The organism is Alteromonas aestuariivivens, assembly GCF_003367475.1.
Taxonomy (GTDB): domain Bacteria; phylum Pseudomonadota; class Gammaproteobacteria; order Enterobacterales; family Alteromonadaceae; genus Alteromonas; species Alteromonas aestuariivivens.
On sequence record NZ_QRHA01000008.1, the window covers coordinates 103,064 to 125,582 of the forward strand.

The 22,519-nt window shown below is 52.5% G+C and carries 27 protein-coding genes; 19 read left to right on the forward strand and 8 right to left on the reverse strand.

Translation table 11 applies throughout. The features are described 5' to 3' along the window. Together DXV75_RS12235 and DXV75_RS12240 are read left to right on the forward strand one after the other, a co-directional pair. Positions 1 to 591: a cytochrome c oxidase assembly protein gene (locus tag DXV75_RS12235; RefSeq protein WP_115593708.1), complete on the forward strand. Its 591-nt coding sequence runs from the start codon at positions 1 to 3 to the stop codon at positions 589 to 591. Between the two features lie 28 nt (positions 592 to 619). Continuing rightward, positions 620 to 1,498: a cytochrome c oxidase subunit 3 gene (locus DXV75_RS12240; RefSeq protein WP_425451708.1), complete on the forward strand. Its 879-nt coding sequence runs from the start codon at positions 620 to 622 to the stop codon at positions 1,496 to 1,498. Positions 1,499 to 1,512: 14 nt separating this feature from the next. Here DXV75_RS12240 and DXV75_RS12245 read toward each other — a convergent pair whose 3' ends face one another. After that, on the reverse strand, positions 1,513 to 1,722 hold the full coding sequence (locus DXV75_RS12245) for a DUF2909 domain-containing protein (RefSeq protein ID WP_115593710.1): 210 nt from the start codon (positions 1,720 to 1,722) through the stop codon (positions 1,513 to 1,515). A 27-nt stretch (positions 1,723 to 1,749) separates the two neighbouring features. On the opposite strand from DXV75_RS12245, the gene DXV75_RS12250 reads away from it, so the two are divergent. Genes DXV75_RS12250 through DXV75_RS12275 form a run of 6 tightly spaced genes read left to right on the forward strand, consistent with a single transcriptional unit; the run spans position 1,750 to position 6,193 of the window. Then, a complete protein-coding gene (locus DXV75_RS12250; protein ID WP_115593711.1) occupies positions 1,750 to 2,487 on the forward strand; it encodes an SURF1 family protein in 738 nt (245 codons plus the stop codon). Continuing rightward, positions 2,462 to 3,031, forward strand: coding sequence for a hypothetical protein (locus DXV75_RS12255; protein ID WP_115593712.1), 570 nt, complete (start codon positions 2,462 to 2,464; stop codon positions 3,029 to 3,031). The genes DXV75_RS12250 and DXV75_RS12255 overlap by 26 nt, the downstream gene beginning before the upstream one ends. A 4-nt stretch (positions 3,032 to 3,035) precedes the next feature. Continuing rightward, positions 3,036 to 4,022, forward strand: coding sequence for a COX15/CtaA family protein (locus tag DXV75_RS12260; protein ID WP_115593713.1), 987 nt, complete (start codon positions 3,036 to 3,038; stop codon positions 4,020 to 4,022). Beyond that, complete coding sequence (gene cyoE, locus DXV75_RS12265; protein WP_115593714.1) at positions 4,015 to 4,935, forward strand: heme o synthase; 921 nt, start codon at positions 4,015 to 4,017, stop codon at positions 4,933 to 4,935. Before DXV75_RS12260 ends, cyoE begins: the two co-directional genes overlap by 8 nt. Beyond that, positions 4,932 to 5,576, forward strand: coding sequence for an SCO family protein (locus DXV75_RS12270; protein ID WP_115593715.1), 645 nt, complete (start codon positions 4,932 to 4,934; stop codon positions 5,574 to 5,576). The genes cyoE and DXV75_RS12270 overlap by 4 nt, the downstream gene beginning before the upstream one ends. A gap of 14 nt (positions 5,577 to 5,590) precedes the next feature. Then, positions 5,591 to 6,193 carry a GNAT family N-acetyltransferase gene (locus tag DXV75_RS12275; RefSeq protein ID WP_115593716.1) on the forward strand — a complete coding sequence of 201 codons (603 nt, stop codon included), beginning with the start codon at positions 5,591 to 5,593 and terminating at the stop codon, positions 6,191 to 6,193. Between the two features lie 21 nt (positions 6,194 to 6,214). Here DXV75_RS12275 and DXV75_RS12280 read toward each other — a convergent pair whose 3' ends face one another. Further along, complete coding sequence (locus DXV75_RS12280; RefSeq protein WP_245953197.1) at positions 6,215 to 7,303, reverse strand: polysaccharide deacetylase family protein; 1,089 nt, start codon at positions 7,301 to 7,303, stop codon at positions 6,215 to 6,217. 36 nt (positions 7,304 to 7,339) lie between these two features. On the opposite strand from DXV75_RS12280, the gene DXV75_RS12285 reads away from it, so the two are divergent. Beyond that, complete coding sequence (locus tag DXV75_RS12285) at positions 7,340 to 8,662, forward strand: MATE family efflux transporter (protein WP_245953198.1); 1,323 nt, start codon at positions 7,340 to 7,342, stop codon at positions 8,660 to 8,662. On the opposite strand, the gene DXV75_RS17235 is transcribed toward DXV75_RS12285, so the two are convergent. Beyond that, positions 8,631 to 8,969: a hypothetical protein gene (locus DXV75_RS17235; RefSeq protein WP_245953208.1), complete on the reverse strand. Its 339-nt coding sequence runs from the start codon at positions 8,967 to 8,969 to the stop codon at positions 8,631 to 8,633. The genes DXV75_RS12285 and DXV75_RS17235 overlap by 32 nt on opposite strands. Next, entirely contained in the window at positions 8,929 to 9,507 is a 579-nt protein-coding gene (gene nfuA, locus DXV75_RS12295) for a Fe-S biogenesis protein NfuA (RefSeq protein WP_115593717.1), read from the reverse strand. Before nfuA ends, DXV75_RS17235 begins: the two co-directional genes overlap by 41 nt. A gap of 212 nt (positions 9,508 to 9,719) precedes the next feature. Here nfuA and DXV75_RS12300 point away from each other — a divergent pair, with 212 nt between their 5' ends. Further along, positions 9,720 to 12,278 carry a M14 metallopeptidase family protein gene (locus DXV75_RS12300; protein ID WP_245953199.1) on the forward strand — a complete coding sequence of 853 codons (2,559 nt, stop codon included), beginning with the start codon at positions 9,720 to 9,722 and terminating at the stop codon, positions 12,276 to 12,278. Here the strand turns inward: DXV75_RS12300 and DXV75_RS12305 are convergent, their stop codons facing one another. Further along, positions 12,279 to 12,983, reverse strand: coding sequence for a ComF family protein (locus DXV75_RS12305; protein WP_115593718.1), 705 nt, complete (start codon positions 12,981 to 12,983; stop codon positions 12,279 to 12,281). A 59-nt stretch (positions 12,984 to 13,042) separates the two neighbouring features. Here DXV75_RS12305 and bioH point away from each other — a divergent pair, with 59 nt between their 5' ends. From bioH to DXV75_RS12325, 4 genes are all read left to right on the forward strand, one after another. Beyond that, entirely contained in the window at positions 13,043 to 13,837 is a 795-nt protein-coding gene (bioH, locus tag DXV75_RS12310; protein WP_281268916.1) for a pimeloyl-ACP methyl ester esterase BioH, read from the forward strand. A gap of 38 nt (positions 13,838 to 13,875) precedes the next feature. Continuing rightward, positions 13,876 to 14,277 carry a hypothetical protein gene (locus DXV75_RS12315; protein ID WP_115593720.1) on the forward strand — a complete coding sequence of 134 codons (402 nt, stop codon included), beginning with the start codon at positions 13,876 to 13,878 and terminating at the stop codon, positions 14,275 to 14,277. 97 nt (positions 14,278 to 14,374) lie between these two features. After that, a complete protein-coding gene (locus tag DXV75_RS12320) occupies positions 14,375 to 14,707 on the forward strand; it encodes a hypothetical protein (RefSeq protein ID WP_115593721.1) in 333 nt (110 codons plus the stop codon). 4 nt (positions 14,708 to 14,711) lie between these two features. After that, complete coding sequence (locus DXV75_RS12325) at positions 14,712 to 15,620, forward strand: putative metalloprotease CJM1_0395 family protein (protein ID WP_115593722.1); 909 nt, start codon at positions 14,712 to 14,714, stop codon at positions 15,618 to 15,620. A 10-nt stretch (positions 15,621 to 15,630) separates the two neighbouring features. On the opposite strand, the gene DXV75_RS12330 is transcribed toward DXV75_RS12325, so the two are convergent. Beyond that, on the reverse strand, positions 15,631 to 17,946 hold the full coding sequence (locus tag DXV75_RS12330; protein ID WP_115593723.1) for a Tex family protein: 2,316 nt from the start codon (positions 17,944 to 17,946) through the stop codon (positions 15,631 to 15,633). A gap of 253 nt (positions 17,947 to 18,199) precedes the next feature. Between DXV75_RS12330 and DXV75_RS12335 the strand changes: the two genes are divergently transcribed. The 3 genes from DXV75_RS12335 to DXV75_RS12345 all read left to right on the forward strand — a co-directional run bounded on the left by DXV75_RS12335 (position 18,200) and on the right by DXV75_RS12345 (position 19,710). Continuing rightward, complete coding sequence (locus DXV75_RS12335; RefSeq protein ID WP_115593724.1) at positions 18,200 to 18,685, forward strand: hypothetical protein; 486 nt, start codon at positions 18,200 to 18,202, stop codon at positions 18,683 to 18,685. A 77-nt stretch (positions 18,686 to 18,762) separates the two neighbouring features. Next, positions 18,763 to 19,254: a transcription elongation factor GreB gene (gene greB / locus DXV75_RS12340; RefSeq protein ID WP_115593725.1), complete on the forward strand. Its 492-nt coding sequence runs from the start codon at positions 18,763 to 18,765 to the stop codon at positions 19,252 to 19,254. A gap of 192 nt (positions 19,255 to 19,446) precedes the next feature. Then, the gene (locus DXV75_RS12345; protein WP_147291830.1) at positions 19,447 to 19,710 is read left to right on the forward strand and encodes a hypothetical protein; all 264 of its coding nucleotides are present in this window, start codon (positions 19,447 to 19,449) and stop codon (positions 19,708 to 19,710) included. Positions 19,711 to 19,990: 280 nt separating this feature from the next. Here DXV75_RS12345 and fkpA read toward each other — a convergent pair whose 3' ends face one another. Next, a complete protein-coding gene (gene fkpA / locus DXV75_RS12350; protein WP_115593727.1) occupies positions 19,991 to 20,779 on the reverse strand; it encodes an FKBP-type peptidyl-prolyl cis-trans isomerase in 789 nt (262 codons plus the stop codon). Positions 20,780 to 20,921: 142 nt separating this feature from the next. Between fkpA and DXV75_RS12355 the strand changes: the two genes are divergently transcribed. Together DXV75_RS12355 and DXV75_RS12360 are read left to right on the forward strand one after the other, a co-directional pair. Further along, positions 20,922 to 21,917 carry a WD40 repeat domain-containing protein gene (locus DXV75_RS12355; protein WP_115593787.1) on the forward strand — a complete coding sequence of 332 codons (996 nt, stop codon included), beginning with the start codon at positions 20,922 to 20,924 and terminating at the stop codon, positions 21,915 to 21,917. Beyond that, positions 21,910 to 22,143 (forward strand): SlyX family protein, encoded by a 234-nt coding sequence (locus DXV75_RS12360; RefSeq protein ID WP_115593728.1) that lies wholly within the window; start codon positions 21,910 to 21,912, stop codon positions 22,141 to 22,143. The genes DXV75_RS12355 and DXV75_RS12360 overlap by 8 nt, the downstream gene beginning before the upstream one ends. A 50-nt stretch (positions 22,144 to 22,193) precedes the next feature. On the opposite strand, the gene DXV75_RS12365 is transcribed toward DXV75_RS12360, so the two are convergent. Next, positions 22,194 to 22,400 (reverse strand): YheV family putative zinc ribbon protein, encoded by a 207-nt coding sequence (locus DXV75_RS12365; protein WP_115593729.1) that lies wholly within the window; start codon positions 22,398 to 22,400, stop codon positions 22,194 to 22,196. Between the last annotated feature and the right edge of the window lie 119 nt (positions 22,401 to 22,519).

Consider the following 22,519-nt stretch of genomic DNA (forward strand, 5'->3'; position numbering starts at 1 on the left):
ATGACGGCGACTCATCGGCAAAACCGTGCTCTGGTTATTCGCCTGCTGTTGGTGGTAGTGGCCATGTTTGGTTTCGGTTTTGCGCTGGTGCCCTTGTACGACGTGTTTTGTGACATTACCGGCATCAATGGCAAAACTGATAGCCGGGCCGCCGTTTATGATTCAATTCCGATAGATCAGAGCCGGGAAGTGACGGTGGAATTTATCGCCCGCACCAATGCCGGTATGCCATGGGAATTCCAGGCTCAGACAACCCGGGTAAAAGTGCACCCTGGCGAATTGAATACTGTCTCATTTTTTGTGCGCAATCCTTCGGGAAGAAGCATTGTAGCCCAGGCAATCCCTTCTGTGTCGCCCGGCCAGGCAGCGTTATATCTGAACAAAACCGAATGTTTTTGTTTTAACCAGCAACCATTGGCAGCGGGGGAAGAAGCTCACTTGCCAATGCAGTTCTATGTGGATCCGCAACTTCCGCAGGACATTACCTATTTTACCGTGCAGTACACATTGTATGACGTAACAGCCAGAGCTGACGAGCTGGCAACCCAGAAAAATCCTTTTTTAACTGAAGCACCTGCCAGCGGCAGCTGAACTGGTGTTCGGGGATATGGAGAACCGTATGCAGCAACAGTATGAGAAGTATTACGTACCCGCACAAAGCCCCTGGCCCATTGTCGGCGCAGTAGCTCTGTTCCTGATAGCAGTTGGAGCAGGCAATTTTGTGATTGAGTTAACCCGTGATCAGACCGGTTATGGCAAGCATCTGTTGATCGCCGGGATTGTTACCCTGTTGGTAATGCTGGTGGGCTGGTTTAAAAATCAGATAGATGAGTCCATGTCAGGCATGCACAGTGCACAGCTTGGTCGTTCTTACCGCCAGGGCATGAGCTGGTTCATCTTTTCTGAGGTCATGTTTTTTGCCGCATTTTTCGGCGCCTTGTTTTACGCCCGAATGATTTCCGTGCCCTGGCTGGGCGGTGCTTCGAACAATGAAATGACCAATGCAGTATTGTGGCCGGGTTTTGAGGCCATGTGGCCGCTGATTTCGACCCCGGGGGGAACGACAACTCAGCAAATGGGGGCTGCGGGCTTACCCACCATCAATACCATTATCCTACTGGTGTCTTCGGTTACACTGCATTTTGCCCATGTAGGCCTGGAACAAAATAAACGTAGGCAACTTACATGGATGCTGGGCGCTACTATCCTCCTGGGCTGCTCATTTTTGGTTTTACAGGTCGAGGAATACATTCACGCTTATCACGAACTGGGTCTGACACTGCAGTCGGGTGTGTATGGCAATACCTTCTTCATGCTGACCGGGTTTCACGGTATGCACGTTACTCTGGGGACCATCATCCTAATCGTAATGTTTTTCCGCGTGCTCAAGGGCCATTTCACGCCTCACAATCACTTCGCGTTTCAGGCCGGAAGCTGGTACTGGCATTTTGTGGATGTGGTCTGGGTGATGCTGTACCTGTTTGTCTATGTGTTGTGATCAGGAATAAAGGGCTAGTAAGGCCGTGGGTTGGGTGTGATGAGCCCGGTTGCCACAGCAATCAGAATCAGAGTCACTATGATTGCAGAGGTCAGCACCCTGCGGCCAATGTATTTGCTCATTGGTGTGCCGTCCTTACTGCCGACCATCATGACTTTAAGGGCCGCAAACAGGTTAAAGATCATATAGATGAGCAAGAGCACTAAAATGATTTTTATCCACATACAGAAAGCCTTTGTCGGAGTTTTAATGTGTTACTGACCCGAACTTACCTTAAATCGGCGGTGGCGGCTAGCGGAGTGTTGGCCGCGATTATTACTATGGTGGGGTTAGGTCTTTGGCAGTTGCAGCGCATGCAACAAAAGGAACTGCGTCTGAACAGCATAGCAGAGTTGTCCGGGCAGCAGGGGGTAGCCCTGAGTGCACTCAATCTTAAATCCGATTTGCTCCAGGATGTACCGGTGCAGTTTGTGGGGCAACCCGATCTAAACCGGTTGGTCTTTCTCGATAATCGCATCGAGGGCGGAGTGGTGGGTTATGAGGTACTGGTACCGGTGGTTTTTGAACACGGGCAGGTGCTGGTGAACTATGGCTGGGTGGCGGCAACTCAGAGCCGTCAGCAGCTTCCCGTGGTCTCCATTGACCCGGGGGAGCAAATGTATCATGGCGTGGTTAGCGTGCCACAGCGCAATCCGCTGGTTTCCGAAACTGCACAATCCACCGATCCTTTTCCGTTGCTGATACAACAGCTTGACCTTCCAAAACTGGAGGTGCTGCTGGAGACGGAACTGGTTCCTGTTGTGATACAGCTTTCAGCGCAAAAAGACAGTGCTTTCGTGCGCAACTGGCAGCCGGTTGTAATGCCGCCGGAAAAACATTTTGCCTATGCCGTTCAATGGTTTGTGTTGGCCATGGCGGCGGCCATTGTGGCTTTGTTAGTATTTTTCTCAAAGGGACGACAGTATGACTCAAGCGAATACAAATCCTAAATCCAGGCTCACTATGCTGATGGTCTTTGGTGTCTTTATTTTGCCGGTGGCGTTGGCCAAGCTGGCTTTGGATTACGAATGGTTTGAGCGTGCATCGACCAACAAAGGCGAGCTTATCCAGCCGCAACTCGATGTCTCTGAAGTACTGCGGGATTTACCGCCAAAATGGCGCATTCTGTATACCCTGCCTGAACAATGCGGGCCGTCCTGTGAGAATGCTCTGTACAGCATTCATCAGGTTTGGCTGGCACTTGGGCGGGAAGCGGATCGTGCACAGCCCTTAGTCATTGTGACGCCTTCCAGTGATGTGGCTGCGCTGGCAAAGCTAACGGAGTTGGGGGGAGTTGAAACCGTCACAGTCATATCAGGGGTTGTCGACCGGGTATTCGAGCCGGAGACCGTCGATGGCATTTATCTGGTCGATACGCTCAACCAGGCTATGCTCCATTACCCTGTGCAGCCCAGTCCACAGGACTCATTAATGGCCAGCCGGGATATTCTGGCAGATGTGAGAAAGCTGCTTAAGCTTTCACGTATAGGGTAAAGATATGAAAAAGCTTGTCTTGGTAAGCATTTTTCTGGCTCTAACGGTAATTATTCTGGGTGCCTATACCCGCCTGACTGACGCTGGGCTCGGGTGTCCGGATTGGCCGGGTTGCTACGGTCATCTTACTGTGCCTCAAAGCGATGCTCAGCTGGCAAGTGCTGAAGCAGCCTTTCCGACACGTCCGGTAGACGCTCACAAAGCCTGGAATGAAATGATTCACCGTTACTTTGCCGGTACGCTGGGTTTATTCATTCTTGCCATTAGCATACTCGCGCTGCGACACCGCAATACAGGCCAACCACTGAAACTGCCGGTGTTTTTGTTGCTGCTGGTTTGCTTCCAGGCTGCACTGGGCATGTGGACGGTAACACTCAACTTGTTACCTGTGGTGGTGATGGGCCACTTGTTGGGTGGGTTTGCGGTGTTGTCCTGTCTGTTTTTGCTGTACCTGAGAATCACACCGGGCGTTTTAACGACTGAAGTCAATCCGGTTCCAATTTCATTGGCACTGCTGGGGTTGGGGATTCTGGTAGTGCAAATCGCGCTGGGAGGCTGGACATCAGCCAATTACGCTTCCATGGCCTGCACCGAGTTGCCTGTGTGTGAGGGGCAATGGTGGTCGCAACTCGACTTTTCCGGAGCCTTCAGTGTGCCTGATGCGCACAATTATGAATTTGGCGCACACGATTATCAGGAGCGTATGACCATGCATATCGTTCATCGTGTTGGTGCACTCGTAACCTTTGCTTATTTGCTATGGCTGGCGGTGAGGTTGATTTCCAGCCGCTCAGCTCCGGCCTTTCAGGCGGCAGGTAAAATGCTTTTGGTGGTTTTGTGTGTCCAGGTGGCGCTTGGGATCTCCAATGTGATGTTTAGTTTGCCGTTGCCTGTTGCCGTTGCACACAATGCTGTTGCAGCCTGCTTGTTGCTGGTGATGGTGTGGGTCGCCTTTACCCTCAAACGAAATCAGGGAGTATCTCATGTCTAAAACCGCCACTTCCTTGGTTGAACATCGTGGTGTTCTGAAAGCCCCTGCGTCCTGGCGGGATTATTATGAACTGACCAAACCCAAAGTGGTTTTACTGTTGCTGTTAACCGCTCTGGTGGGCATGTGTCTGGCGACACCGGGCTGGGTACAGTGGCATGTGTTGATTGCGGGAATGACTGGCATTGGAATGCTGTCCTCCGCGGCAGCGGTAATAAACCATGTGGTGGATCATCGCATCGACAGCCAAATGGCCCGAACCGTCAACCGCCCGGTGGTCAAGGGTAAGGTTTCGGTTACCCAGGCTTTGGTGTTTGCCATTATTCTGGCTTTGGCGGGATACGCGGTGCTGGATATCTGGGTAAATCGGCTTACGGCCTTTTTAACCCTGGCCAGTCTGGTGGGTTATGCGGTGGTTTACACCATGTTTCTCAAGCGTGCCACACCTCAAAATATTGTGATTGGCGGGTTGGCCGGTGCCGCACCACCACTGCTCGGCTGGACGGCCGTCACCGGCGAAGTGCATGCTCATGCGCTGTTACTGGTATTGATAATTTTTACCTGGACGCCCCCTCACTTCTGGGCGTTGGCTATCCACCGCGAACGGGACTATGCCCGGGCCCAGGTGCCCATGTTACCTGTGACTCACGGGGTGGAATTCACAAAAACGTCGGTCCTGCTTTATACCGTATTGTTGTGTCTGGTATGCCTGCTGCCCTATCTGGTTGGCATGACCGGAATGATTTATTTGGCTGGTTCAAGTGTGTTGAACTTCGGATTCCTGCGTCACGCCTGGAAACTGAAGTTTGCTGCCAATGACAAAACGGCAATGCAAACCTTTAAGTTCTCAATACTTCACCTCATGCTACTATTCGTAGTTCTGTTGGTTGACCATTACTTACCTGTGAGCCTATGACGCAAAGAAGCATTACCGGAATTGTTGCCGCACTGGCCCTGATTGTTGGCATTGTCGGGGCGGTGTACATTGCCCCGCCGGATTCATCTTCGTCGAAGTTTGCCTACCTGCAATCCTATCCCGAGCCCCGGTCATTGCCCGATTTTGAATTGCAGGACCACAATGGTCTGGCGTTCACCCGTGAAGATCTTACGGGGCACTGGACGCTGGTTTTTCTTGGCTACACTTATTGTCCGGATATTTGTCCGACTACCCTGGCAGCGCTGAATGCAGTCTACCCGCAAATTGAGGCCATAGACTCGGATAATCCGGTAAAGGTGTTGTTTATCTCCGTTGATCCCAACCGCGATACCACCGAGCGCCTGGCTGAATACATCGGCTTTTTTAATTCTGCATTCACTGCGGTAACGGGGGAGCACACGCAGCTTTTTGCACTGGTGCGCAGTATGGGCATGATGTATGCCATCGCCGGCAGTACCCAGGACCCGGACTATCTGGTTGATCACAGTGCGTCCGTAGCCCTTATCAATCCCAATGCTCAGGTGATCGGGCGGTTTAAGCCCACGCTCGAACCCGGTAAGCTAGCGGTCGCTGACACCCAGCATATTCTGCATGATATACCCTTGGTACTCGCTGAATAAGGCATTGTCTTACGATGCAGCTAACCGTTCGCCCGGCCCAGTCTGAAGATGCCAATGGGGCCACTTCACTGATATTGCAGTCCGCCTTTCGTATGCTGAACGAAATTTTCGGTAACGGTGACGCTACGGTTACAGGTCAATATTTAATGGCGGCCTGGCAACTCGGTATGGGGCAATACGGTTATCGCAATCATTGGGTAGCCTGTGTCAATCATAACGACGTAGTGGGCGTGGTGACCAGCTGGCATGATGGCCTTGCGGCCAGTTTTGGCCGGCATACTCTGAACTCGATAAAACAATTTTTCGGCGTTAATGAAACCCTCAATGTTCTTGCCCGCAGCCGGCGTCTAACGGGCATGCTCTCTCCCCCCTGTGGGCACCAACTTGCCATTGGCCATGTCGCTGTGGCTGAGGCGTATCGCCAACGGGGTATTGGTCGCTCACTTATCACGGCCATGCAGCACAGAGCGCTCCGCTTGGGGAAATCTGAGTTGGTGCTCGATGTTGAAGCCGATAACCCAGACGCACTGGCTTTTTATCTTTCTCTTGGTTTCGAGTGCGCTCCTTCGCTAACCCCGTTTTTGCATTGCACCAAACCCGTGGCAGATATTCGCTGATTCAAGTGCCCTTTTCTTGGATCAGTCCGGGTATTTGCCATCTTTATCCGCCACAAAAAACGGCTGTGAATACCAGTAATAACGCCCGCCCTGCGATTTGGACGGGGCAGTACAATTTACCCGGGAGCGACCTGCACGAAGGCGTGATTCCACGCTGAAGCTCAGTGTGTTGGCGGTTGACTGCGGCGTAATTTGCCGGCCTGCAAAATAACAGTTGGCCCGTGTTAGGTCGGGGTCTGTGCCTGAAAGAGTGAGAGTAATATTTCCGGGAACCGGGTTGCCGGCTGGCAGTTGCGGGTCGGGAAAATTACTGCTGATCACCGGCATAGGCAAGCTGGCAATTTTGGTTTTCAGGGTTTCGAGTTTTGCATAGGGGCCTGCTGCAGCAAAGCGGGGCAGAGCGGAAAAATCGCTGTGCGGACCAATTGCGCCAGAATGCTGGGCAAAGCCAATGTAACCTTTCTCACGCAGTCTCCCGGCCAGCGCGAGGTTGTATTCGCCAAAGGGAAAAGCCAGAAACTTGAGTGAGTGGCCGGTATGCTGCAGCAGTTGTGCTTCTGCCTGCTCGACATTTTCCCACACTCGATTAAGCCAATCTTCCTCCTGCTCATCTTCCCCTCGCTCAAGCATGTGCAGATGGTCCAGCGTGTGATTGGCAAAACTGACTCCCTGCTGTTGCATGAGATTAACCTGCTCCCAACTGAGTTGGTTATGGCGCTGACCAATTTCATTTGGGTTGATGAATACGGTGTAAGGGAATCCGTACTGGCGCAATATGGGGTGGGCATTATCCAGAATGTTGCGATAGCCGTCATCGAAGGTGATCACCACTGTATCTGGGTTGAGCTTTTCACCGTTCTGAAGAGCAAGTATCACATCATTAAGTGGTTTTACATTGTAGTGAGTATTTACATACTTCATGTGTTCTGCGAACTGGAGCGGGCTAACGCTGGTGCTCGAAGGTGTAGAGTCAGAAACGTGGTGGTAGAGCAGGATAACGGCTCCGTTGGGTGGTGTCTGAGAAGCGTGCGATACAAAACTCAGGCACAGCAGCAATAAGGAAATGACAAAAACCGGGCTGCCGGGCAGATGGGATCTGATATAGTGCACACAACCTCCTAACTTGAATTTAAGCAACTGATTTTTATGGCTGTAGAATGGAATGCGCACCAAAAACTGCTCGCCATTGCGTTTCCGATGATCCTGGCCAATGTTACCACTCCCCTGCTTGGGCTGGTGGATACGGCGGTATTGGGGCACATGGATACCCCAGCGATGCTGGCCGGTGCCTCCATCGGAGCACTGATTCTAACTCAAATTTACTGGGTTTGCGGCTTCTTGCGTATGTCAGCCACTGGGTTGAGCGGCCAGGCCAAAGGCGATCCTGAAGATCCCACGCTGGCTTCTGCACGGGTACTGATGCAAACCGGTAGCCTGGCCCTGATACTCGGTCTGGTTCTGCTGGTGGTGCAATCGCTGATATTGCAGGCGGGGCTGGCGCTGGCAGACAGTTCAGCCGAGGTATCCGGGCATATTGTGAGCTACTTTCAGGTTCGGGTGTGGGGAGCGCCCGCCGCCATGCTTAACCTTGTGCTGGTGGGTTGGCTGGTAGGGCAACAGATGACTCGCCATGTGCTGGCTATTCAGGTATTGGGGAATCTGTTAAACGCAGTGCTGGATGTCTATCTGGTTATGGGCCTGAACTGGTCGGTAAAAGGTGTAGCTCTCGCCAGTGTTGCCGCCGAGTACTGCATGGCAGTTCTGGCACTGTGGCTGGCGTTACGGCGGTGCAAATCTGTTCGCCCGCAACGGGGCTGGTTCAATCAGGTGGCGCGTAAAATGCTGTTGAAACTGAACGGTAATATGTTGCTCAGAAATTTGATTTTGCAGGCCTGCATTGCCTTTATCACCCTTCAGGGAGCCCGCTTGGGAGAAACTTCGGCAGCCGTTAATGCCATTCTGATGCAGTTTTTTGTACTCATTGCCCTTGGGCTTGATGGTGTGGCCTATGCCGTCGAAGCTTTGGTGGCAGAAGCCTGTGGGGGCAGAAAAACACACGGTATCCGAGCTCACACTCACCAGGGATTAGTGTGGTCTTCACTGTTTGCGATTTTGTATGCCGTGCTTTTCTTCACAATGGGTGAGCGCATAGTGAACTGGCTGACGGATATGCAGGAATTGCAAAGAGCGACATACGCCTATCTGCCGTTGATGGTTGCACTGCCACTGCTGGCACACTGGTGCTTTTTATTTGACGGTGTGTTTGTTGGCCTGACTCGCTCCAAAGCCATGCGCGACACCATGTTCATCAGTGCTGCAGTGGTGTTCTTTCCGGTGTGGTGGAGTACCAGGGAGTTGGGTAATGTTGCTTTGTGGTACGCCTTGCTGGCTTTCCTGCTGGCCCGGGGGCTGAGCCTAGGGGCTACATTCTGCTGGCTCAGTCGTCGAAATTTACTGACTTGTCCCTGAGTTGCCGTAACCCGCTGAACCTCTGGACAAAAATGCCAGCATAGCCGGTCATGGCAATCGCAAATCCACCCAGTAATACCACAAGCGCCAGCCCGTTGGCGACAGCATGGCGTTCGCTGAGTAGAACAAGCCCCGACAGTCCGGCCATAAACACCGCCAACCCGGTCAGGAAGCGCTGCCAGCTTTGATGGGGTGAAAGGCCAACACCCAACCATCTGGGTAACCGGTTGGGTTTAGATGAGGCTTCAGGGCTCTGTTGCATGGGCTCAGTAATAGGAGTGTTCGCCCGCCTGGTGCTCGGTGGCATCGCGCACACCGTTTAGCTCGCCTGCAAACTGCTCAAGCATTTGTTTTTCAATGCCTTCTTTTAATGTAACGTCAACCATGGAACAGCCATTACAGCCACCACCAAACTGCAGAACAGCATAGCCGTCTTCAGTGATCTCAGTGAGCATAACTTTCCCGCCATGGCTGGCCAGTTGCGGATTGATTTCAGAATCGATCATGTAGTTAACCCGTTCTACCAGTGGTGCATCATCAGACACTTTACGAGCTTTGGCATTTGGGGCCTTGAGGGTGAGTTGTGAACCCATCTGGTCGGTTACAAAGTCGATTTCCGCTTCTTCAAGATACGGCGCGCTTTCTTCGTCAACTACGGCATCAAAACCGTTGAACGGCAGGCGAACATCGTTGGGTTCAACGGCGTCCGGCGGGCAGTACGATACACCACATTCAGCGGTAGAGGTTCCGGGGTTAACCACAAAAACCCGAATGTTGGTGCCAGTCTCTTGTTTTTCCAGTAATTTTACAAAGTGGGCCTGTGCTTCTTCTGATATAGTGATCATTAACAAGTCCTGCTATTAGTCGTTAATGGGCTAATGATAACAAATTTACCTGAGTAAAACAGTCAAGTATTGATTGAATTATCATTCAACGGGATGAAGCTCGGCATTACCAAGCGGATGGAAAAGTTATGAGGGGTATGTGGTTGTTATTCGGAGCCTTAAGTAAGGTTTTTGCGTGGAATTCTGTGGGGTGTACGCGGCCAATACTGCTAATGATGGCACTGAGCGCGGGGCACGCGCACGCTGCTTCGCCGTTGCCGCAGGAGAGAGGTGGTAAGCCTATCGCAGAATACCTGCCTGAAAACATTCAGTTTGACCCATCTGTACCAACGCCGGAAGCCTTTCTTGGGGCCAACGTGGGCGCCTGGCACATTCGCCACGATCAGTTAGTCGGGTACATGCAGAGCCTGGCTGAATCGTCCCCCCGGGTGCGCATTGAAGAAACCGGGCGCAGCCATGAAAACCGGCCTCTTTTGCTGCTGACCATTACCGCACAGAGCAACCAGGGTAAGCTGGTTTCAATGCGTGAAAAACATCTTGAAAATATCCAGACCGGCGACTCCCCTGCCGCCACCGACCCCCTGGTTTTCTACCTGGGCTACAGCATCCACGGCAACGAACCGTCAGGCAGCAACGCTGCCATGGTGGTGGCGTATTACCTTGCGGCAGCGCAGGGGCCGGAGATTGAACAGCTGTTGAGGGACAATATTGTATTGCTGGACCCATCGTTTAACCCGGACGGGCTGGCGCGGTTTGCTCAGTGGGCAAATATGCATAAAGGTAAAACCCTGGTGGCCGACCCTGAGCATCGCGAGCACAAGGAAGGCTGGCCTTCCGGGCGAACCAATCATTACTGGTTTGATTTGAACCGCGACTGGTTGCTGCTGACCCATCCGGAATCACAGGCCCGTATTCGACAGTTTCATCACTGGCGCCCGCACATTCTGACCGACCATCATGAGATGGGCTCCAACAGCAGCTATTTCTTCCAACCGGGCGTGCGCTCGCGAAAAAATCCGCTGACTCCCGACGGCAACGTTACCCTCACTGAAGCGATAGCGAAGTTTCATGCCAGCGCCTTTGATGCGGCCGGGCAACTGTATTTTACCGAAGAAGCCTTCGACGATTTTTATCTTGGCAAGGGGTCAACCTACCCGGATGCTCACGGTAGCATTGGCATCCTCTTCGAACAGGCGAGCAGTCGGGGGCACCTGCAGGATACAGTTAACGGGCCGCTGGCGTTTGAGCAGACCATTCAGAATCATGTGACGACATCACTAAGTACCCTCAGAGGAGGGTTAGCAAATAAAGCGGCAATTCTCGAATATCAACGGCAGTTTGTGAAAGAAACCCGGGCGCTGGCTGCCAAAGATGAATACGCCGGCTATCTGGTTAGCCTCGATGAGGATCCGGGCCGTTTCAATGCCCTGTTGACGTTGCTCAAACAGCATCAGATTCAGGCCCAGCTACTCAACCGGAATTTTGCGCAGGACGGCCGAAGTTTTGAGGCTAATAAAAGTATTTATGTGCCCCTTGAGCAGCCCCAGTACCGCTTGATTCGTTCGCTGTTTTCTACCCAAAAAACCTTTGAAGACAATACGTTTTACGATGTGTCGAACTGGAATTTAGCGTTGGCGTTCAATGCCGCCTATATGCCGGTGAGTAAACGGCAGGGACGTAGTCTGGCGACGGTGGCGATTCCGGAGGACTGGCTGCAGCCGCATTCTCAGCCTGTAAATCCCGGCGCTTACGCTTATGCTTTTGACTGGCAGCATTACTACGCTCCTGCATTATTGCAAGGTTTATTACAAGCCGGCGTCAAAGTGCGTTCGGCCGGAACGGGTTTTACTGCGTTGCTGGCCAGCGGAGAGGAGCATCAGTTTTCATCGGGTGCCATAGTCATACCTGGTAATCTTTCTCAGCCAGGCGATTTGGTTACGTTACTGAATCAGTTTTCTCAGGCTCTGCACATTCCGGTATTTGAAATCAAAACCGGCCTTACCTCTGCAGGTATTGATCTGGGCAGCCGCCAGATGGTGCCGGTGGAACAGCCAAAAATATTGTTGATTGGTGGCCCGGGTACCAGTCAGTATGAGGTGGGTGAGATCTGGCATTATCTAGACACCCGAGTCGGACTGCCGGTGACTATTGTTGATAAGGATCGCCTGGCTCTGATAGCTCTGTCAGATTACACCCACATGATTTTCGCCAGTGGCAGCTACGATGGCCTGTCGGAAGGCGCGCTTATCGACATTGGTACCTGGGTGACCAAAGGCGGGGTACTGATTGGTCATAAGTCCGCCTTGCGCTTGTTTGCTAAACAGGACTGGTTGGATATCAGGGTGCTCAAGGGCAGCAAGATTGATGAAGCCTTTGAAACGGAAAACCTGAAATTCGCAGATAAAGATGCGTACGAAGCAAACAAGATCATTGCCGGGGCGGTTTATGAAGCCCACATCGATGTCACCCATCCATTGTTTTATGGTTTTTCCGGGGACAAACTGCCGCTGTTTAAAACCAGTAACATGGTGTTAAAAACGGATGCTTCACCTTATATCCCTGCAGCTTACTACACCGACGAGCCGCTGCTGGCGGGTTTCAGTGCACCGGAACTGGTCAGTCTGATCGCTGGAAGTACCGCCGCAGTGGCCCAGATCAAAGGGCTTGGCGTGGTTGTTGGCCTGGTGGATAACCCTATGTTCCGGGGATACTGGTACGGCACCGACAAGCTGCTCAGTAATGCTATTTTTCAGTCCGGACATATTCGTTGATTAGCGGGCCAGGCCTGCCTTGGCAGGCGTGACAGCCATCGCCCAGACCGAAATGTGAAGTTTGGGGTTGGCCTGCTTTAATTGTCGAGCCAGCTCGTTAACTGTGCTGCCGGTGGTGATCACGTCGTCGACAATCGCAACATGTTGATAGTCAAACACAGGCGTTGCCCTGAAGGCCTGGCGCAGGTTCAAAAGCCGCTGTTGCCGCCCCAGGCTGTGCTGATCCCGGCCTCGGATTCTTCTCGCCCACTGGGTGTTTACGGCAATTCCCAGCAACCGGCTTAGCCACAGTGCAATCTCGGTGGACTGATTGAAGTGTCGGCTCATATAACGCCGGTAGTGTATGGGGACAGGTAATAGGCACTGTGGCAGTGGTGTGTCAGTCTGAAGGGCGAACTGACAAAACCAGTCAGCCAGAACTGTCGCACAGAGACTGCGACGATTAAACTTGAGGCTGCAAATGAGTTCATCAAACGGCCATGTGTACCAGCCGCATGACTGCAGGCTATCATAGGCTGAATGTTCCACATGACGGGCTATTTCGGGCCGCAACAGCAAATTGCAGGGCCATGAGGAATCTGCATAGAACAGGGTGTCGTCCTGGCAAAACCGGCAGACCCACGAGCCGCTGCTTTGGTGGCACAAACAGCAGCTTAAATTGGCTTTGTTGCGCAGCAATGTGAACAATTTTTGTGCTTTTGCCATATACGTATCCTTCCAACAGCTGTGCTAAACTCTCGCGAGCGACATTGGGGGTATTCTGAGTGCTTAATTCTAACGTTCTACATGGCTTAATCACCCGTTCTCAAGGTACAGGAAAGGATCTGGTTTTCCTGCACGGCTGGGGGATGAATTCAGGGGTATTTACGGAGTTCGCTCCCTACCTGACCAATGACCACCGGCTGACCACCATTGATTTACCCGGGTTTGGAGAAAACAACGGCATTATCCCCGAACCCTATTCGGTGGAGTCTCTGGCCGGGGTTATCGCCCCATGCCTGCCACATAATTGTGTTGTGGTTGGGTGGTCTCTGGGAGGGCTGGTGGCGCAGAAACTGGCGCTGATCAGTGAGAAGGTTGCGGGGTTAATTACCATCGCCAGTACCCCGAGGTTTGTTGCCGGCCCGGGCTGGCCGGGCATTTCGGCCGAACTGCTGACTGAGTTTGAGAATCAGCTGGAAAAAAATTACCGTAAGACACTGGAGAGATTTCTGGCCATTCAGGCTATGGGCAGTGACACCGCCCGCCAGGACATCAAGGCCATCCGCAGCCAGATAACCCGCTTTCCAGACCCCTCCGCGGTTGCTCTTAAAGAGGGGCTGGCTCTGCTATCCAGCGAGGACATCCGTCAGGACATAGGGCGTATCCGGCAGCCTACGCTGCGGCTTTACGGGCGGCTGGACAGCCTGGTTCCCACCACCGGTATCGACGCTATTTGTCAGTTACATCCGTCATCAGACGCAGTGGTACTTCCGCATGCAGCGCACGCGCCCTTCATATCCCATCCCCAGCAGTCGGCGGATATCATTCGTCAGTTTATGCACTCCCGCGTCCGCTAGCTGTTGCCAGGCAGCAGAACACACCGAGGCAAACAGAAATGCTAAAGGCTCATGGTTCGCTTGATTTTCGCTGGGTTGGCTCGGTACTTGTGATTGAATCTGCGGGCGTGATTAACTTTGAAGCCACCCGCGAGCGGCGCGAAAGTTTCTACACCCTGTTAGCCCGGCGCCCCAGTCCGAACTGGTGCAGGCTGGACCATTTTACCGACCACAATGTACTGGCCACCCCTGAGGCGATGGACGCCATGCGGCGAAGCCTTATGTGGAGTAAGCAGCTCGGCTGTGTTCAGGTTGGCAGCGTTGGGGGGAATGCCCTGGTTCAGCAGGCCTTTCAGCGCAGTGTTGAAGAGGTGCCTCTGGCGTATCAGGAGTTTACTGATTTGGCCACAGGGGTAACCTCGTTGCAGGGTTATCTGATTGCCAGAAAGCCCTCATCGTGAGCGAATTTTTCCTGTTTATCTGTTGAACATGTGATATGTGCTTTGCTTTCAAGCTGAATTGGTTAATAATTGTTCGCGAGAGGAAAGGGGTAGTAGTATGTCGGGAGTCGTTGATAACCATATCAATTCGGCCATAATATCCAGCCAGTTCGGGTTGAATAAAGCCTATCAGGGCGTGACCCAGGCTTCGATGAGTATTGCCCAGCGTACAGCGCAGCAAAGTGTCGAGGAAAATGGGCCAGGGCAAGTGCTGGCCAAAGCATCCTTGTCGGGCCTTCAAAACATACGTCAGATGTTGCCTGCGTCGGAATCTTCTCCAATGGCTGATTTGGTGTCCCTCAAATTACACAGTGTTAACGCCCAGGCGTCCGCCAAAGTGATGGATAAGGCCTACGATACTGTTGGCACCATCATTGATATCCTGACCTGATCCCATGTCGCTCGTTACGCCACTACCCACAACCCTGGCCTACCCGACCGCTAACGTAAATACAGAGGCGGCGAGAAGGGATAATGCGCTGCGAGAGACCATTCCCCAGTCATCCAACCCGGAACAGGGGGCATCTGGTAAAGGCCTTGGCTCTGAGTCAGACAAAGCCCGAAATCCTGGCCAGCCACCCCACCCGGTGACCTATGAGCGTCCTCATCAGGCAGGCGAAGTCCAGCCTGATGCGTCTTCAGGTGACGGCCTGAACAGGGACAATGGGCAGCAACAGAGCGCGGGGCGTGATGATGCGGAGCAGCGTCAGCAAGATCAGCAGGAGCAGCGCAAAATAGAGCAGCTCAAGGCCAGGGATGCCGAAGTAAGGCAACATGAGCAGGCGCACGCCAATACTGGTGGTCAGTATGCGGGCACCCCCAGATACGATTATGAAATGGGGCCTGACGGCAAGCGTTATGCAGTAGGCGGTGAGGTTAGCATAGACGTATCAGAAGCCCCTACTCCAGAGCAAACCATTCGTAAAATGCAGCAGGTACGTGATGCTGCACTTGCGCCAGCTGAGCCTTCCGTACAGGATCTGAAAGTTGCCTCTGAAGCGATGCAGAAAGCCAATCAGGCCCGGGCAGAGCTGGCCAGTGATCAGAGTGCCCAGAGCAATGCAGCAGGCGTTAAAGGGAATGTGGAGCAAGCGCCCCCTTCATTGGAACAGATTGTTCAGGAAGGTGGTGTCAGTGCACCGCGAAGGACGTTTCAGGGGCTGCGCGATGCGGTTTCCGAGGGCATGAGTACCCGCACGCTTGCGATGGAGAGTCACCCCCTTCAGCAGCGTATCAACCGTATACAGCAATTCTATCAGTCCGTCTCTGACGCTCAGGACACCGGCTTTTCAGCCAGCGCCTGAGGCCCTGCCATTATTTCTGTTTTGCTTTGGCGAATGCATCTGCAAAGGCATTGCCCATTGCACTGTTGGCTGAAGAGGCTGCAGGTTTGGCTTTGCCAGCGCTGCGGGCCTTGTTGCCAGGTTTAGCGTTTCGTGGTGTTCCGGGTTTCGCCGGTGCAGGAGTGTCGTCCAGACGCATAGTGAATGATATGCGCTTGCGTGCCACGTCCACTTCCAGCACTTTGACTTTAACGATGTCTCCCGCCTTCACCACTTCCCGGGGATCACTGATGAATTTATTAGTCATCGCCGAAATGTGTACCAACCCGTCCTGGTGAACACCCACATCCACAAAAGCACCAAAATTGGCGACATTGCTGACCACACCTTCGAGGATCATACCAACTTTAAGGTCAGCCAGTGTTTCAACACCTTCCTTGAAGGTTGCGGTTTTAAATTCCGGGCGGGGGTCGCGGCCGGGCTTGTCCAGTTCCTTGAGGATGTCTTTAATGGTGAACACGCCAAACTCGTCACTGGTAAAGTCCTCTGGTGCGAGTTTGCGTAACAAATCTGAATTGCCGATCAAATCGTTTACCGCCACCTGGGTGCGATCGACGATGGTATCCACTACCGGATAGGCCTCCGGGTGAACGGCAGAGGCATCCAAAGGGTTAGTGCCATTGACAATACGCAGGAATCCGGCCGCCTGCTCAAAGGCTTTGGGGCCCAGTCGTTCAACTTTTAGCAGACCTTTGCGGTCCGAGAAGGCACCGTTGGCGTCACGAAACTGAACGATGTTGTGAGCCAAGGTTTTGTTCAAACCCGATACATAACTCAGCAATGCTGGCGATGCAGTGTTCAGGTCTACACCTACTGCATTTACACAGTCTTCTATTACTGTGTCCAGCGACTTGCCCAGTTGGGACTGGCTGACGTCGTGCTGGTACTGGCCTACGCCTATGGCTTTGGGTTCAATTTTTACCAGTTCCGCCAATGGGTCCTGCAGGCGTCGGGCAATTGATACCGCGCCACGCAACGAAACGTCCATTCCTGGCAACTCCTTGGAAGCCAGCTCAGATGCGGAGTAAACCGAAGCGCCCGCTTCGCTGACCATAATCTTCTGAACCTTCAGCTCCGGGTGGGCCTTCATCATGTCTGCCACCAGTTTGTCGGTTTCTCGCGACCCGGTGCCGTTGCCAATACTTATCAGGTCTACTTTGTGCAACTGACACAGGTTGGCGAGGGTGCGCATGGCTTTGTCCCACTGGTTTTGCGGCGCATGCGGGAAAATGGTATTGGTGGTCAGTACCTTGCCGGTCGCGTCGACAACCGCAACCTTAACCCCGGTCCGCAGGCCAGGGTCCAGCCCCATTGTTGTCTTCGCTCCAGCGGGCGCAGCCATCAGCAGGTCATTGAGGTTTTTGGCAAATACGCTAATGGCTTCTTCTTCGGCCTGTTCACGCAGTGTGGCAAACAGCTCGGTTTCCATATGCAGGGCTATTTTGATTTTCCATGCCCACTGCACTACCTGCTTGAGGAAGTTGTCTGCCGGGCGGTTCCGGTGCGAGATCTGGTAGTGTTCGGCGATGATGTGCTCACAGTATGAAGGCTGCATCGGATCCTCATTGTTGGGATCGGCCAACAGCTGGATGTGAAGCATTCCCTCGTTGCGCCCGCGGAACATAGCCAGTGCACGGTGTGACGGCACGGTTTTAAGCTTTTCCTGATGATCGAAATAGTCTTTGTACTTGATGGCTTCCTGGTCTTTACCGGGGGCAACTTTACTGCTGACAAAAGCATTTTCGTTCAAATACCGGCGGATTTTTGCCAACAGTGCGGCATCTTCGGCAAATCGTTCCATCAGGATGTAGCGCGCGCCTTCCAGAGCTGCTTTGGTGTCAGCCACACCTTTTTCGGCGCTGATGTAGTCCGATGCACAAGCTTCCGGGTCCAGCTCCGGATCATTAAACAGGGCATTCGCCAAAGGCTCCAGACCAGCCTCAATGGCAATTTGGCCTTTGGTGCGTCGGCGGGGTTTATAAGGAAGGTACAAATCTTCCAGTGTGGTTTTGCTGTCTGCAGACAGGATCTGGGTTTTGAGCTCGTCACTCAGTTTGCCCTGCTCTTCGATGGATTTGAGGATCACACCGCGGCGGTCTTCCAGTTCCCGCAAATAGGTTAAACGCTGTTCCAGATTCCGTAACTGGGTATCATCCAGGCCTTGGGTGGCTTCTTTTCTGTATCGCGCGATAAAGGGTACGGTAGCCCCTTCGTCCAGCAGGGCAACAGCGGCTTCTACCTGACTGGGATTAACGGAAAGTTCTTCGGCAAGGGTCTTTATGATCATAATGGGCTCTGAGACTTGAATCCTTGGGCAATGCCCGCCTGGCGCATAAGGCTAAATTTTCGCGGCGGTTTTACAATGCAGAGTTCTTAAAAAAATGTGGCGCAAGTATACCATCCCTTGAATCAGGGAGAAGCCCGATTTGTCGGGCAATTCATATTGCCGAAGGGCAAAAATAACCTGCTCGAAAGATAAAGGTTTGACTTGCCGGTGAGTAAAGCTTTAGCCTCTTTTATTTGGCTACTGCGGTTAACCTATGCCCTCTTTGCAGCGACAACTGGTGAATCTGGACATTCTGTGTGATGACCTGGGCTTGCTTGATGCCCACGACTACGCATCGGCTGCACATCGTAAACTGCTGGCGCAGTACCAGAGTATCCTCAAACAACTTCAAATCGCAGCATTGGATGTTACCGAGGCCCAGTATGAGGCCACACTTCGTAATACTGAGTTCTCCCGCTTACTGGGCAGTAAGCGAATGATAGGTGTACACATTCGCCTAATTGAACATGTACTTGAGCATTGGGCTGCAAGCGAAAAAGTTGAACAGATTCTGGCCAGCGAATTTGACGAAAAGGCTGACAGGCGATTGAATTTGTTACAGACCAAAGCTGTGCGGGCGCGTTCGTTAATCAAGGCCGTGGCCTCCGCGATGGGCCAAGAGGATTACCAGCGCTTCGCAGCGGTATTGGGGCTGGCGCACCCGCAGTGGCAATGGCGCGCTCTGGTGGGAAGTAATTGATTATGGCCGGTTCTCTTGTGAATGCCCTATTTGACCATATTCAGCTGGGCAAAATGTTTGGCATAGGTTGATCACATTTGAAAACAAAACTTGTCACTCCGGAAGGTTATAAAAAACTCAAAGACGAGCACGATCATCTTTGGTTTGAGAAGCGCCCGGAAATTACCAAGATAGTCAGTTGGGCTGCCAGTCTCGGCGACCGCTCGGAGAATGCCGACTACACCTACAACAAACGTTTACTGCGGCAAATCGATCGCCGTGTGCGTTATTTGCGCAAGCTTCTGCCTGAATTGAAGGTGGTGCATTACGCCCCCGAGCAGGAAGGTAAGGTATTCTTCGGTGCCTGGGTTGAAATTGAAAATGAAGCTGGAGATACCAAGCGGTTTCGCATTGTCGGACCGGAAGAAATTTACGGCGATCAGAAAGACTGCATTTCCATTGACTCCCCCATGGCCCGGGCGCTGCTAAAAAAAGAGGTGGATGATGTGTGTACCGTGACCACCCCGGCCGGAACCCGTGATTGGTACATCAACCACATTGAATACCGCCAGGCGTTCAAACAGGCCTAATCCTTCTATGTTCCCAGTGCTCCGAAGCCTGGGATCCCGCTTTGCCAGCTAACACAAGCCAACAAAGTCAACACATCGGACTGTTCATCGGGGGTTCTTTGTAGTATAAAAAATGAACAGGTGAGGCATGAGGTGGTCATAGTTAACATCCCACAAATTTTAACCGTTCATTCGCTTAGCGAGTTCTCTCACATGCGCAAGGTTCAACCCCACACAGATGTGCATTCTCCAACTGCGGGAGCTACCGCAGCAACACTCATTGGTTTTATGCTGTTCCTGACCGGAATCATGCTTGTGGTGGTCGGTTTGCTGGATGTCCTGATACGCATCGACAGTCTGCGGACTGCTTGCTATCTTGTCGGCGGGCTGATTCTCTATAAAGTCGGGCACGTTATTCTGCGGCAATGCGCCACATTGCGAACCCGGCCCGCACGTCGCAAACAACTGTTCAGTTAGCCTCGGCTATCTGTGGCGTCAGGGTATAAAGCGAAACGCTATATCAGTTGGGCTTTTAGTCCAAATTGATCCGAAGTAGCGCCTTCTGTGCGCTATAATAGGAAGTGACAATTCGGAGTTACCAAAGCATAAACGAATGGCCCGAATAACGATTTGGGCACGCGCTTGCACCATAACAGGCGACATGCACGTAGGGATAAGGTAGGCAAGGATCACGCTGACTCACAAATACGAAAGCCGACGTTAATTCGTCGGCTTTCTCTTTTGTTAGTTCAGAAAGTTATTCCTGAGGTGCGGCTTCTTCTTCCTGCGGCACTACTTCAATGAGCTTCACGTCAAAAATCAGCGTGGAATTTGGCGTGATCTTACCGGTGGAACGCGGGCCGTAAGCCAGTTCGGACGGAATGTAGAAACGGAACTTGGCACCTTCGTTCATCAGCTGAACACCTTCAGTCCATCCCGGAATAACCCGGTTCAATGGAAATACAGCCGGTTCGCCGCGCGCGTATGAAGAGTCAAACTCGGTACCGTCCAGTAAAGTGCCACGATAGTGCACTTTAACCGTGTCAGTGGCTTGGGGAGAAAGGCCGTCACCGGTTTCCAGCACTTCGTACTGCAGGCCGGATTCGGTGGTTTTCACGCCTTCGCGCTGACCATTTTCCTCCAGATAGGCCTTACCCTCTGCGATATTCTTTTCAGCAGCAGCATCAGCCATTTCCTGCTGTTTTGCCCGCAAAGCCTGTTCACCCTGCTGTGCAAACTGCTGGATTTCCTGCTGGCTGAACTTCAGAGTATCGGCCAGACCATCTTCAAAGCCCTGTTTCAATGCTTCGCGATCCAGTGCCTCGCCCAGTTCGGCCTGTTGTTCGGCGCGGCTGTTTACGAACAGCCCCATACTGGCACCCATGGCGTAAGCTTGCTTTTGCGCGTCAGTCATCTTGTCGGCGGCTACTCCCTCGCCAGAGGTTTCTGCGACGGGTTGTTCAGACGTTGATTCCGTAGTTTTGGGCTGGCAGGCAAACAACCCCAGTGCTGCGATCGTCGACAAAGCGATGAGCGACTTTTGCATATGACATCTCCATTATTTGATGATTGTGTATTGTGATCAGCCGCTAACAGATAAACCCTAAGAGGCAGCGCTGACACCATACTCAGAATTCAGGTTCCATGCTATGGTAAACCCAGCAGTGGTAAAGCGAAACCCATTTGACATGATTCATAACATTTTGTTCAAAAGAATCTTACCTTTCAGTGTGTTATTGGCAAGTGTTGCCGGTTGCTCCGTTCCTGACACAACCCCCGTTGCGCGCTGGCAACACGCAGAAGAAGGGGCATTCGCGGCGGATGTTTCGGCCGACGGACAGTACTCAGTGGTATCCGGAGTGAACAATGGCATTAATGTGTGGCATACCAATCACACTAAGCCTTTATACCAGTGGAGCCACCAGGGAGACGGCAGCAATCTGGTGGTACAGGTCCACATATCATCCGACAGTCGCTATGTGGTTACTTCTGATCGTGAAGCGTTTGCGTTATGGAGCCTGGAAAGTGGTGAGCCGATAGGTTTCTGGCGTATCGACGAGTCGACGATACGTGACGTTGCGGTTTCTAACAGAGGCGAAGGAATATTGGTTGGGCGCTCGAACGGAAAAATCATGTATTTTGAGCCCTCCTCCGGCCGACGGCTTGAATTTCTGGGCCATCAGGAGAAGATCAACAGCATTGATATTTCGCCCAATGGGAAGTACGCCCTCAGCGGCGGTAATGATTATATGGCCTATTTGTGGAGCACCGACACGGGCCAAATCATCCATACTTTCGCCCATGGAAGCCGGGTAACCCTGGTTGCCATAGACGACAAAGGGCGGTATGCCTTTACCACAGACAGTACGCGCAAATCTCAAATATGGAATGTACAAACCGGTGCGCCGGTAAGTAATTTAAAGTATATTGCGCGGCAGAAAATATTTACCGACGCCGTGTTTTCCGAAGATGGCCGTTATCTGCTAACGGGCTCGCCTGCCCGCCGAATGAACCTGTGGGACGTGGAATCCGGCGAACTGGTTGGAGAATGGCGGGTTGCCGCCAGAAAGAATAAATCGCCGCCCACGGCTGTAGTTTACGGGGTAGGATTTGTAGGAAGCGACAAAATCCTGTCCGAAAGCAGCAGCGGGTTGGCCGAATTGTGGACATTACCCGATGACTGATCCCGCCCAAGCCGTTCAATACTGTGAACAGGCAATTGAAGATTTGCAAACCAAGGTTGCATTCCAGGAGCACACCATTGAACTGCTCAACGACGCGCTGACCAGCCAGCAGCATCAGATCGAAAAATTGGAGCGCCAGCTGCGCCACGTTATGGATAAAGTCAAAGCCATGCAGCCTTCTGGTATTGCCAAGCAATCAGAAGAGACCCCGCCGCCTCACTATTAAGAGTTGCCAGCAAAGCCCCCGCATTTCATGGCGGATGCGGGATTTGCAAATTACTCAGGTTTAAACACCCCAATAACGTTTTCATTCTGGCGGGTTGCAGAGGCAACAGGCTGTTCTGTTTGCGATTCGGCATAACCGCATTTTACGCATTCCAGCTTTTCCACGTTATTTTCAAAAAATAACATGATGGTGTCAGTGGCTTTGCATTTTGGGCAGGTAGCCCCGGCGATAAAGCGGCGTTTGGTTCGTTTTTGCATAATTCACGAAGGTGGTAATGTTAACGCTCGAAGTATACCTCATTTGCACGGTTGATTGGATACTGGTTGCTTCTGCAATAGGCTGGGCGAGTCAGGTCTGAGTTTGCTATCATGCGCCG